General features: G+C 44.3%; 11 protein-coding genes and 1 riboswitch. Of the genes, 10 read left to right on the top strand and 1 reads right to left on the bottom strand.

Annotation, left to right across the window (positions count from 1 at the left end; translation table 11 throughout):
- Positions 1–43: 43 nt before the first annotated feature.
- Entirely contained in the window at positions 44–1,006 is a 963-nt protein-coding gene (locus tag BANVL01_RS21040; RefSeq protein ID WP_156482378.1) for a hypothetical protein, read from the bottom strand.
- A gap of 405 nt (positions 1,007–1,411) precedes the next feature.
- Between BANVL01_RS21040 and BANVL01_RS21035 the strand changes: the two genes are divergently transcribed.
- The 10 genes from BANVL01_RS21035 to purF all read left to right on the top strand — a co-directional run bounded on the left by BANVL01_RS21035 (position 1,412) and on the right by purF (position 10,979).
- Positions 1,412–1,954 (top strand): DUF2179 domain-containing protein, encoded by a 543-nt coding sequence (locus tag BANVL01_RS21035; protein ID WP_066095459.1) that lies wholly within the window; start codon positions 1,412–1,414, stop codon positions 1,952–1,954.
- Positions 1,951–2,148, top strand: a complete 198-nt coding sequence (locus BANVL01_RS21030) for an NETI motif-containing protein (protein WP_066095462.1) — start codon at positions 1,951–1,953, stop codon at positions 2,146–2,148. The genes BANVL01_RS21035 and BANVL01_RS21030 overlap by 4 nt, the downstream gene beginning before the upstream one ends.
- A gap of 90 nt (positions 2,149–2,238) precedes the next feature.
- Positions 2,239–2,340: riboswitch (purine riboswitch) on the top strand.
- Between the two features lie 127 nt (positions 2,341–2,467).
- On the top strand, positions 2,468–2,956 hold the full coding sequence (gene purE / locus BANVL01_RS21025; protein ID WP_066095464.1) for a 5-(carboxyamino)imidazole ribonucleotide mutase: 489 nt from the start codon (positions 2,468–2,470) through the stop codon (positions 2,954–2,956).
- The gene (gene purK / locus BANVL01_RS21020) at positions 2,943–4,097 is read left to right on the top strand and encodes a 5-(carboxyamino)imidazole ribonucleotide synthase (RefSeq protein ID WP_172800888.1); all 1,155 of its coding nucleotides are present in this window, start codon (positions 2,943–2,945) and stop codon (positions 4,095–4,097) included. The genes purE and purK overlap by 14 nt, the downstream gene beginning before the upstream one ends.
- A gap of 3 nt (positions 4,098–4,100) precedes the next feature.
- The gene (gene purB / locus BANVL01_RS21015) at positions 4,101–5,399 is read left to right on the top strand and encodes an adenylosuccinate lyase (protein ID WP_066095468.1); all 1,299 of its coding nucleotides are present in this window, start codon (positions 4,101–4,103) and stop codon (positions 5,397–5,399) included.
- Between the two features lie 354 nt (positions 5,400–5,753).
- Positions 5,754–6,467, top strand: a complete 714-nt coding sequence (gene purC, locus BANVL01_RS21010; RefSeq protein ID WP_066095471.1) for a phosphoribosylaminoimidazolesuccinocarboxamide synthase — start codon at positions 5,754–5,756, stop codon at positions 6,465–6,467.
- Positions 6,460–6,714 (top strand): phosphoribosylformylglycinamidine synthase subunit PurS, encoded by a 255-nt coding sequence (purS, locus tag BANVL01_RS21005; RefSeq protein ID WP_066095473.1) that lies wholly within the window; start codon positions 6,460–6,462, stop codon positions 6,712–6,714. Before purC ends, purS begins: the two co-directional genes overlap by 8 nt.
- Positions 6,711–7,394 (top strand): phosphoribosylformylglycinamidine synthase subunit PurQ, encoded by a 684-nt coding sequence (gene purQ, locus BANVL01_RS21000; RefSeq protein ID WP_066095476.1) that lies wholly within the window; start codon positions 6,711–6,713, stop codon positions 7,392–7,394. The genes purS and purQ overlap by 4 nt, the downstream gene beginning before the upstream one ends.
- On the top strand, positions 7,378–9,603 hold the full coding sequence (purL, locus tag BANVL01_RS20995) for a phosphoribosylformylglycinamidine synthase subunit PurL (RefSeq protein WP_066095479.1): 2,226 nt from the start codon (positions 7,378–7,380) through the stop codon (positions 9,601–9,603). Before purQ ends, purL begins: the two co-directional genes overlap by 17 nt.
- The gene (gene purF, locus BANVL01_RS20990) at positions 9,579–10,979 is read left to right on the top strand and encodes an amidophosphoribosyltransferase (RefSeq protein WP_066095484.1); all 1,401 of its coding nucleotides are present in this window, start codon (positions 9,579–9,581) and stop codon (positions 10,977–10,979) included. Before purL ends, purF begins: the two co-directional genes overlap by 25 nt.
- Positions 10,980–10,983: the final 4 nt, after the last annotated feature.

The following is a 10,983-nucleotide window of genomic DNA, read 5'->3' as shown; positions in this document are numbered from 1 at the left end:
CTGCCAGGCAAACAAAAGACAACCTTAAATGGTTGTCTTTTTTTCATGCTTCCTTGCCGTTGTATAAATTAAATACCTCCTCCCAATCCCACTTTGAATAATACGCGCTTGCTACTGTAAGATTTTTTATCCACGCTATTTCCTTCATATTATCTGTTCGAGAAACGAATATATTGGCAGTCTGTGTATCCGTTCTAACCCAAAGAAGCTGACCATGAAAAAATTGTGGTGCAAAATCACCTTCATGTTTTGCTGGATTGGTTATTTGCTTATTCCTGAACGTCGAGATATCAATCTCATAAAGGCTTGGTAAAGGTCTTTTATTCAGGTCGGCTTGTTTGAATTCCTTAGAACGGGAAACGTAAATTATTCTATCATTTTTCCAAGACAAATCCCGGTCGACATATCCTTTTGGTGTGAGAAGTTCATTGTGAATGGAAGGAACACGAACCAGCTTTCCTTGTTTATTTATATTTGCTTCCCTTCCAAATCCACCGATATATCCAAGAAAGCTTTTAGTTGGGGCCCATTGAAGCCATTCCTGATAATCTAACATTTCATCCACGTGTTGAAAATTTCGTCCATCAGCTGAGACCAAACAAAGTGTATTGCTATCAGCAGATAATGATGCAGATGGGTTTAAAATAAAACTAATCCACTGTTGATCGTTGGACCATTTAAACTGGCTGGTGCCTGCAACAATTTCATTTTCACCGACTGGAACTGTGTAAAAATGCATAAAAACCGGTTTTTGCCGATCGGATCTAAGCAGTATTTTTGATAATATGATATCGGAATTTAGTTGTTTATTTTCCTTTGCAGATGTTAAAAAGCCGCTGCCATTGGGAAGCCAAGAAAAATTCGCGATATTTTTTGTTAATTGCGTTACAAGGAAATGCTTAGATGGCTCAGTATTTAGGACAAATAAATCTTGATTAACAAGGAAACCCATTTTATTTTGCCCAGGTGCCCATTGAAAATTGTTATTTACCCCTTCTTTTACCATGAAATGTTTCTCCATATTCAAATTGTAAAGCCAGAGTTCGCTATTGTGAAAACTACTATTGATACTTTTAAGGTAGGCAATCCAATTACCATCATGAGACCATTTAGGATACCTTATATATTCTCCATTTGTAATTCTGTGTTCCTTATTGCCAGCTTTGATCCACAAATCATCGTTTCTAATAAAAGCTACCTTTATTTTTGGTATTGGTTCTGCTTGAGCGACTGAATGAACGGGTATAAATAGTATGAATAGGGAAATCGAAAGGAATATTTTTTTAAACAAATAAAGCACCTCATTTATTTTCAGCTTTATATTATTTTGTACAAATAAAAATAAATCCTGGGGTTTTAAAATAAAAAATGTGCTAAAGTGTAGGAAGCTTAATCAATTAGGGGGCTCATTATGTTAGAAAATAGTTTTATCATGGTTGCAATTATCCTGATCATTAATATTGTCTATGTTTCTTTTTTTACAATACGAATGATTTTGACTTTGAAGGGTCAGCGCTATCTGGCAGCTTCCCTTAGTATGATTGAAGTGGTCATTTATGTGCTTGGCCTCGGGCTCGTCTTAAATAACCTTAATCACATTCAAAATTTAGTTGCCTATGCGGTTGGCTATGGCGTCGGTGTCATTGTCGGAATGAAAATTGAGGAAAAGCTTGCATTAGGGTATATTACGGTCAATGTGATTACAGGAGAATCCGATAAAGATTTGCCAAAATTATTGAGGGAGAAAGGCTATGGCGTTACCGATTGGTCTGCACATGGGCTGGAAGGGAATCGAATGGCGATGCAAATCCTTACACCACGGAAATTTGAGTTAAAACTATACGAAACGATTAAAACGTTAGACCCGAGGGCATTCATTATTTCCTATGAACCAAAATCAATTCACGGTGGCTTCTGGGTGAAATCAGTGAAAAGAGGGAAGTTATTTTCATGAGTAAAAAGAAGATGCAATTTGAAGTGGCGGAGAATGAAAGTATTGATGACTGCCTGAATAGAATGAAACAGCAAGGCTATGTTCCTGTCCGCCGGACTGAAAAGCCAATTTTTCAAGAAGTAAAAAAGGGCAATGAAACAATTTACGAGCCAGTTAGCCGCCAAATTGTCTTTGAAGCCAAGTTAATTGAGTAAAACACGAACAATAACGTTATTTTTAAAAGTAACGTTCGATTTATTTGTTGACAGCTTACTGAATTGATTGGTATGATAAGGCTAGTTGATAAAACAATTTACCTTTACCCTTGTATATCCATGGGAATATGGCCCATAAGTTTCTACCCAATAACCGTAAATTATTGGACTATGAGGGAAAGTCAATATGTTCGGCACAATAAGGGGCATTCCCTTATTTTATGTTGGAATAATCATCATTATGCCCGGACAAATGGCTTTCTCTTCGCGGAGATGCTGTTTGTTACGGGTATTTTTGGTTTTTTAAGGGGGATATGAGATGCCAGCTATTGTTGGAGTTATTATGGGAAGTAAATCGGATTGGGAAACGATGAAGCATACTTGCACTGTTTTGGAGCAATTTGAAATAGCGTATGAGAAAAAAGTTGTTTCGGCCCATCGTACACCCGAGTTGATGTTTACATATGCAGAGGAAGCCAGAGGCAACGGGATAAAGGTGATTATTGCCGGTGCGGGTGGTGCGGCCCATCTTCCTGGGATGGTTGCGGCGAAAACAATCTTGCCGGTGATTGGCGTTCCTGTTCAATCTCAGGCCTTAAATGGATTAGACTCGTTGCTGTCAATTGTGCAAATGCCTGGCGGTGTTCCGGTGGCGACCGTGGCAATTGGAAAAGCAGGAGCAATAAATGCCGGTCTTTTGGCTGCGCAAATTTTAGCAACAGCAGATGCTGAGTTAGCGGGAAAATTGGAAGTAAGAAGAGAAACGACTAGAGCAGAGGTTCTGGAAAGTAGTGATGAACTTGTTTAACAAGACGATTTTACCTGGTGCAACAATCGGCATTATCGGCGGCGGCCAGCTTGGACGGATGATGGCTTTGACGGCCAAGGCAATGGGTTTTCGGATTGCAGTGTTAGAACCGGCAGCTGACTCCCCATGCGGCCAGGTGGCTGATGTTGAGGTGAATGGTGCCTATCATGACCGCGATGCCATTAGCCGTTTAGCAGAGATAAGTGATGTCATCACCTACGAATTTGAAAATATTGACGCCGAGACGTTGGGCTGGATTTGCGAACAGGCCTATGTGCCTCAAGGGAAAAAGCTATTGACGATCACACAGGATCGGATTAAAGAAAAGACAGCGATTCAGCAGGCAGGTATTGAGGTGGCGCCTTATGAAGTCATCGGCAGCACTGAGGATTTATTTTTAAAAATAGAGGCGATTGGCTTTCCGGCCGTGTTGAAAACGTCAAGAGGCGGCTATGATGGCAAGGGCCAGCTTGTGGTTAAAAATGCGGATGATTTAAGCAAAGCTGGAGAACTGCTCAACCATGGAAGTTGTGTGTTAGAAAAATGGATTCCATTTGAAAAAGAAATATCTGTTATTGTGACACGAGGGCTGAATGGGGAGACTGCTATTTTTCCAGTAGCCGAAAATATTCATGAAGAAAACATTTTACATAAAACAATTGTTCCGGCGCGAATTTCGGAAGGTTTACAGGCAAAGGCCATTCAAAAAGCAGAGCAGCTAGCTGAATCGCTGGGAGTAGTCGGGACATTGGCGGTGGAGATGTTTGTAACCAGTGATGGAACGATTTATATCAATGAATTAGCGCCAAGACCGCATAATTCGGGGCATTTTTCAATTGAAGCCTGCGTGACATCCCAGTTTGAACAGCATATCCGCGCTATTTGCAATTGGCCATTAGGAAGGACGGAGCTATTAAAACCGGCAGTAATGGTCAACCTATTAGGAGAGCATCTTGAGAATCTATATACAGAAATTCCGACGATGAAAGACTGGAAGTTTCATTTATATGGGAAGAAAGTGCCGAAAACGAAACGGAAAATGGGGCATGTCACGATATTGCGTGATAATGTAGAAGAGGCACTTGGTGAGATTGAAGAGTGCAGCATTTGGAAGTCAGTGAAGGAAAAGATCGGAGGATAAAACATGATTGATCGTTATACAAGACCTGAAATGGGAGCCATTTGGACGGAGGAGAACCGCTTTAATGCCTGGCTTGAGGTGGAAATCCTTGCTTGTGAAGCCTGGGCAGAATTAGGGGAAATCCCTAAGGAGGATGTTCGCAAGCTTCGTGCAAATGCTTCTTTTAACATTGAGCGTATCAAAGAGATAGAGGAAGAAACAAGGCATGATGTCGTTGCTTTCACCCGTGCGGTTTCGGAAACATTGGGCGAGGAGCGTAAGTGGGTTCACTACGGCTTAACTTCAACGGATGTGGTTGATACCGCGCTTTCTTATGTTTTAAAGCAGGCTAACGCGATTTTAGTGAAGGACTTGGAAAATTTTATTGAGATATTAAAAAATAAAGCGATTGAACACAAATTTACCGTGATGATGGGGCGGACGCACGGGGTACATGCGGAACCGACTACTTTTGGTTTGAAGCTTGCTCTTTGGTATGAAGAAATGAAACGCAACTTGGAACGTTTTAAGCAGGCAGCTGCAGGTATCGAGTTTGGAAAGATTTCCGGTGCGGTTGGAACGTACGCCAATATTGACCCATTCGTGGAACAGTATGTTTGTGAAAAATTAGGCCTTGGCCGAGCGCCAATTTCCACACAGACATTGCAGCGCGACCGCCACGCACACTATTTGTCCGTGCTTGCGTTGATTGCGACTTCGATTGAAAAATTTGCAGTGGAAGTTCGCGGGCTGCAAAAGAGTGAAACGCGTGAGGTGGAGGAGTTTTTTGCCAAAGGGCAAAAGGGTTCGTCGGCGATGCCGCATAAACGCAATCCAATTGGCTCGGAAAATATGACGGGGCTTGCCCGCGTGATCCGCGGCTATATGATGACCGCTTATGAAAATGTGCCGCTTTGGCATGAACGCGATATTTCCCATTCCTCATCGGAACGAATTATTTTGCCGGATGCGACAATTGCATTGAATTATATGTTAAATCGCTTCGGTGGAATTGTGAAAAAGTTAACTGTATATCCGGAGAATATGAAGCGCAACATGGACCGTACGCTTGGTTTAATTTACTCCCAGCGCGTGCTGCTGGCGCTGATTGATAAGGGATTGTCCCGGGAAGAGGCCTATGACACGGTTCAGCCAAAAGCGATGGAGGCATGGGAGCAGCAAGTTCCATTCCGTGGGTTGATCGAGGCAGAAGGAAAAATTACCTCATTGCTCTCTGACGAAGAAATTGCCGATTGTTTTGATTATCACTACCACTTGCAGCATGTGGATACCATTTTTGATCGATTAGGGTTGAATGGTTAAGGTTCTATGTGCCTGACATCGAAGAAAAAATGGAGTTCTGGTCGCATAGAGAGGTTCTATGTGACCGAAAACGAGGAAAAGCGGCTCACGAGGTAAAAGCAACAGCGTTTCATTGACCGAAAAAGGGAAAAAGCGGTCCCCACGGTAAAAGGAAGAGCGTTTCATTGACCGAAAAGGGTAAAAAGCAGCTCCCACGGTAAAAGGAAGAGCGTTTCATTGACCGAAAAGGGTAAAAAGCATCCTTCCAGGTAAAAGAAAGAAGACAAACAAAAGAATAAGGGTAGCAACGGGTGGATTCTGCCCACTCCCCTAGCTCGAAAATTCCCAATATTGCAAATTAAGGAGTGTCCCACGATGAAGGAACTGCTTTATGAAGGAAAAGCAAAGCGAATTTACAAGACAAACGATGAGCACACAGTTTTAGTCGAATACAAGGATTCAGCGACCGCATTCAACGGCCAAAAAAAAGAAATGATCACGGGTAAAGGCCGTCTAAATAATGAGATTACTAGTTTGTTATTTTTAAAGCTACAAGAACACGGAATCCCTTCCCACTTTATCAAAAAAATTTCCGACACCGAGCAGCTGGTAAAGAAAGTTACCATTATTCCGCTTGAAGTAGTCGTTCGCAATGTCGCGGCGGGAAGCCTCTCAACAAGATTGGGAATCGAAGAGGGTAAACGGCTAGCAGCCCCTCTCGTTGAATTTTACCTAAAAAACGACGACCTTGGAGATCCAATCGTAACAGTTGATCACATCCTTGAGTTAAACGTAGCAACCGTCCAAGAAACAGCAATTTTACGAGAAAAAGCACTCGAAATCAATACAGTTTTATCAAGCTTTTTCAATGAACTCGGCATTCGCCTTATCGATTTCAAGCTCGAGTTCGGCAAAGATGAAAAAGGGCAAATTTTACTGGCAGACGAAATATCCCCTGATACCTGCCGGCTGTGGGATCAACAGACAAATGAAAAGCTTGATAAGGATGTATTCCGCCGTGATTTAGGAAGCTTAACTGAAGCCTACGAAACGATTTTAACAAAACTTGGAGGTCATCAGCATGTATAAGGTAAAGGTATTTGTCACGTTAAGAGAAAGTGTATTAGACCCGCAAGGTAAGGCCGTAACTCAATCCCTACATGCTTTAAATTACAAAGAAGTCACCGATGTCCGCATCGGCAAATATATGGAATTAACCGTGGAAAAATCAGAGCGCAACATCGATGAGGTCATCAATGAAATTTGCACGCGCCTCCTCGCAAATCCAGTGATTGAAGACTACCGGTACGAAGTAGAGGAGTGTGTCTTCCTGTGAAGTTTGCGGTAATTGTTTTTCCAGGCTCGAACTGTGATGTCGATATGTTTCATGCAATTGGCGATGAACTTGGAGAAGAAGTCGAATATGTCTGGCACGATACGGAAAGCTTAGCTGAATATGACGGAATCCTTCTGCCGGGCGGGTTTTCTTATGGAGATTACCTTCGCACAGGTGCCATTGCCCGCTTTAGCAAAGTGATGAAAGAAGTAGTCAAAGCGGCTGAAGCCGGCAAGCCAGTCCTTGGCGTGTGCAACGGATTTCAAATTCTCTTAGAAGCAGGCCTGCTGCCGGGCGCAATGAGACGGAATGAGAGCCTTTCCTTTATTTGCAAACCTGTCCAACTAAAGATAGAGACCAACAGAACAATGTTTACAGCGGATTACGAACAAGGGCAATCCATCTCGATCCCTGTCGCCCATGGCGAAGGAAACTATTATTGCGACGAGGAAACACTTGCAGAGTTAAAAGCCAATAACCAAATCGTGTTCACCTATCAGCAAAACCCGAACGGAAGCTTAGAGGATATCGCTGGAATCGTCAATGAAAAAGGCAATGTCCTCGGGATGATGCCTCACCCAGAAAGGGCTGTCGATGAGCTGCTCGGCAGTGCCGATGGACTTAAATTGTTTCAATCGATTGTGAAAACTTGGAGGGAAGCACATGTTGTTAACGCTTGAACCAAATCCGACTCAAATTAAAGCAGACAAATTATATCAGCAAATGGGTTTGTCAGATGAAGAATTTACATTGATTGAAACCATCCTTGGCCGCACCCCCAATTATACCGAAACAGGCCTTTTTTCCGTGATGTGGTCGGAACACTGCAGCTATAAAAATTCAAAACCAGTCCTTAAAAAATTCCCGACAACCGGCGAAAGAGTTCTGCAAGGTCCTGGTGAAGGCGCGGGGATTGTCGATATCGGCGATGGGCAGGCAGTTGTTTTTAAAATTGAAAGCCACAACCATCCATCAGCGATTGAACCATATCAAGGTGCGGCAACCGGTGTCGGCGGCATTATCCGTGATGTTTTTTCAATGGGAGCCCGTCCAATTGCCCTATTAAACTCGCTTCGCTTTGGCGAGCTTGATTCCGCGAGGGTGCGCTATTTATTTAAAGAAGTCGTTGCCGGAATCGCAGGGTATGGCAACTGCATTGGCATTCCAACTGTTGGCGGCGAAATTCAATTCGAGCCTTGCTACGAGGGAAATCCGCTTGTGAATGCGATGTGCGTCGGCCTTATCGATCATAAGGATATTCAAAAAGGCCAAGCGCACGGCTTAGGCAATACAGTTATGTATGTAGGGGCGAAGACAGGCCGCGACGGAATTCATGGTGCCACCTTTGCCTCAGAAGAATTAACCGAGCAATCCGATGAGAAACGCCCGGCTGTTCAAGTGGGTGACCCATTTATGGAGAAATTGCTCCTCGAGGCCTGTCTAGAGCTGATTCAATCCGATGCGCTAGTCGGAATCCAGGACATGGGCGCTGCCGGCCTGACAAGCTCCTCGGCGGAAATGGCAAGCAAGGCAGGAATGGGCATCGAGATGAATTTGGATCTTGTCCCACAGCGGGAAACCGGAATGACCGCCTATGAAATGATGCTGTCAGAATCCCAGGAGCGGATGCTGATTGTGGTTAAGAAAGGCCGCGAACCGGAAATCGCCCGGCTTTTTGAAAAATACGATTTAGAAGCAGTGGCCATCGGAACGGTAACCGATGATAAAAACTTGCGTTTAATCCATAACGGCGAAACAGTCGCCGATGTACCGGTGGATGCCTTGGCAGAGGATGCACCCGTTTATCAAAAGCCGTCACAAGAACCGTCCTATTTTCAAGAATTCCAAGCAATGGAACAGGAAATCCCGCAAGTCGATGATGTAAAAGAAACTTTAATACAACTATTAAGCCAGCCGACCGTGGCGAGCAAGGAATGGGTATATGAGCAATACGACCATATGGTCCGCACCAATACCGTTGTCTCTCCAGGTTCAGATGCGGCGGTCCTCCGGATTCGCGGCACCCGGAAAGCACTCGCGATGACCACAGACTGCAACTCCCGCTATGTATATTTGGATCCGGAAACCGGCGGAAAAATTGCGGTCGCTGAGGCAGCCCGCAACATTATCTGTTCGGGTGCCGAGCCGTTAGCGATTACCGATAACCTAAACTTCGGAAATCCCGAAAAGCCAGAGGTATTCTGGCAAATTGAAAAAGCAGCCGACGGGATTAGTGAAGCATGCCGAGTACTCGAGACACCTGTCATCGGCGGAAACGTGTCACTGTATAACGAAACAAGCGGCACAGCGATTTATCCAACACCTGTCATTGGCATGGTTGGCCTTGTAACTGACATCGACCATATTACAACACAATATTTTAAAAACAGCGGCGACCTGATTTATCTGGTTGGAGAAACAAAACCGGAATTTGGCGGCAGTGAGCTGCAAAAGCTGTTGAACGGCAGAATTTCCGGAAAAGCACCGGAATTAAATATTGATTTAGAAAAAGAAAGGCAAGAACAAGTTCTAGCTGCGATTCGATCAGGTTTAGTTCAATCTGCCCATGACCTGTCTGAAGGCGGCTTAGCAGTAGCCTTGGCAGAATGCCTATTCGGCAGTGAAACATTAGGTGCGGCAGTGACGATTACAGGAAATCATGTAACAGCATTATTCAGTGAAAGCCAATCTCTTTTTCTTTTATCCGTAAAGGAAGAACATCAAGCGGAGTTCGAAAGCTTAGTAGAAGCAGCCCTTATCGGTGAAGTGAATGATTCGGCAACACTACGCATTCTAACAAAAAGTGATCCTATACTTGAGGTTTCAATAAATGAATTAAAAGCTGCCTGGAAAGGGGCGATCCCATGCTTGCTGAACTCAAGGGATTAAACGAAGAGTGCGGCATCTTTGGTGTCTTTGGACATCCGGATGCCGCGCAATTAACCTATTATGGGCTCCATAGCCTGCAGCACCGCGGCCAGGAAGGAACCGGTATCGTCGTTTCCGATGGAAAAACACTGAAAGGGGTTAAAGGCGAAGGGCTTGTGTCTGAGATTTTTACGGCAGAAGCGGTGGCGGAATTAACCGGTTCTGCCGCTATCGGCCATGTTCGTTATGCAACGGCAGGGGGCGGCGGCTATGAGAACGTCCAGCCGCTCTTGTTCCATTCGCAAAGCGGAAGCCTGGCACTTGCTCATAATGGCAACCTTGTTAATGCGAATTCCTTAAAGCATCAGCTTGAAACACAGGGGAGTATTTTTCAAACAAGCTCTGATACAGAGGTTTTGGCCCATTTAATTAGAAGAAGCGGCTTTCCTCATATGAACGACCGCGTGAAAAATGCGCTTTCAATGTTAAAAGGGGCCTATGCCTATTTAATCATGACCGAAACGGAGTTAATGGTGGCACTCGATCCCCATGGACTAAGGCCGCTTTCACTTGGCTGCCTCGGTGATGCGTATGTTGTCGCGTCGGAAACATGTGCCTTTGATGTCATCGGAGCCGAATATATCCGCGATATTATGCCAGGAGAACTGTTAATTATAAACGAAGATGGGCTCACATCCGAGCGCTTTGCGATGAGTACGACAAAAGCGATCTGCATGATGGAGTATGTTTATTTTTCAAGACCTGATAGTAATATCCAAGGCGTCAATGTCCATACAGCCCGGAAAAACTTAGGGAAAAAATTGGCTGTTGAAGCTCCAATTGATGCAGATGTCGTGACCGGGGTGCCGGATTCCAGTATTTCAGCGGCAATCGGCTATGCTGAGGCAGCGGGGATTCCTTATGAAATGGGGTTAATCAAAAACCGTTATGTCGGACGGACCTTTATCCAGCCATCGCAGTCTTTACGTGAGCAAGGGGTAAAAATGAAGCTGTCACCTGTTCGCGGTGTTGTAGAAGGAAAACGCGTCATCATGGTCGATGACTCAATCGTCCGCGGAACGACAAGCAGAAGAATTGTTAAAATGCTGAAAGATGCAGGAGCGGCAGAGGTGCATGTCGTCATTAGTTCTCCTCCGATAAAAAATCCGTGTTTTTACGGGATTGATACATCTTCTAAGGAAGAATTGATTGCTTCCGATAAATCAGTAGAGGAAATTCGCGACCTCATTGGTGCCGATTCATTAACGTTTTTAAGCGTAGGCGGCATGGTCGAAGCGCTTGGGCAGGACGACGGCTATTGCCTTGGCTGCTTTACCGGAAATTACCCAACAGAAATTTATCCCGATACACTTCAATACTATTATCAAAGGGGTTGAGGAC

The organism is Neobacillus novalis NBRC 102450, from assembly GCF_001591805.1.
Classification (GTDB): Bacteria; Bacillota; Bacilli; order Bacillales; family Cytobacillaceae; genus Neobacillus; species Neobacillus novalis.
Note: the sequence above shows the minus strand (reverse complement) of the source record. Positions and strands in the feature narration are given on the sequence as shown.

Coding starts and splice junctions, on each gene's coding strand:
- BANVL01_RS21040 (WP_156482378.1), bottom strand. CDS start 1,006: ATGGTAAAAGAAGGGGTAAATAACAATTTTCAATGGGCACCTGGGCAA.
- BANVL01_RS21035 (WP_066095459.1), top strand. CDS start 1,412: ATGTTAGAAAATAGTTTTATCATGGTTGCAATTATCCTGATCATTAAT.
- BANVL01_RS21030 (WP_066095462.1), top strand. CDS start 1,951: ATGAGTAAAAAGAAGATGCAATTTGAAGTGGCGGAGAATGAAAGTATT.
- purE (WP_066095464.1), top strand. CDS start 2,468: ATGCCAGCTATTGTTGGAGTTATTATGGGAAGTAAATCGGATTGGGAA.
- purK (WP_172800888.1), top strand. CDS start 2,943: ATGAACTTGTTTAACAAGACGATTTTACCTGGTGCAACAATCGGCATT.
- purB (WP_066095468.1), top strand. CDS start 4,101: ATGATTGATCGTTATACAAGACCTGAAATGGGAGCCATTTGGACGGAG.
- purC (WP_066095471.1), top strand. CDS start 5,754: ATGAAGGAACTGCTTTATGAAGGAAAAGCAAAGCGAATTTACAAGACA.
- purS (WP_066095473.1), top strand. CDS start 6,460: ATGTATAAGGTAAAGGTATTTGTCACGTTAAGAGAAAGTGTATTAGAC.
- purL (WP_066095479.1), top strand. CDS start 7,378: ATGTTGTTAACGCTTGAACCAAATCCGACTCAAATTAAAGCAGACAAA.
- purF (WP_066095484.1), top strand. CDS start 9,579: ATGCTTGCTGAACTCAAGGGATTAAACGAAGAGTGCGGCATCTTTGGT.